Raw genomic sequence first — 243 nt, forward strand, 5'->3', positions numbered from 1 at the left:
ATGTGGCGTTGCGATAGCCAACTTGCTTAACAAACTCTCGGCAATCTCTGGCTCATGCTCAAACACATCAAGCACTGCTTGGCGTCCCGTACGCTCAATATCTGCTGCTAAATGACGCGCATGAATGACGGGTCCGCGCGCGCTATTAATGAGCATAGTATGCGCAGGCATCATACTCAGGGCATCTGCGTTGATTAGATGCCGCGTTGGGTAATCGCTACCACTCGGGTGAGTATAGTCTCT

1 protein-coding gene is annotated in these 243 nt (G+C 51.4%); it reads right to left on the bottom strand.

All coding sequences use genetic code 11. The features are described 5' to 3' along the window. Positions 1-243 (bottom strand): NAD(P)-dependent oxidoreductase (locus AAEY75_RS16715; protein ID WP_352260279.1); only part of this gene is annotated, 243 nt, incomplete at both ends.

The organism is Psychrobacter sp. TB55-MNA-CIBAN-0194, assembly GCF_040309505.1.
Lineage (GTDB): Bacteria > Pseudomonadota > Gammaproteobacteria > Pseudomonadales > Moraxellaceae > Psychrobacter > Psychrobacter fozii.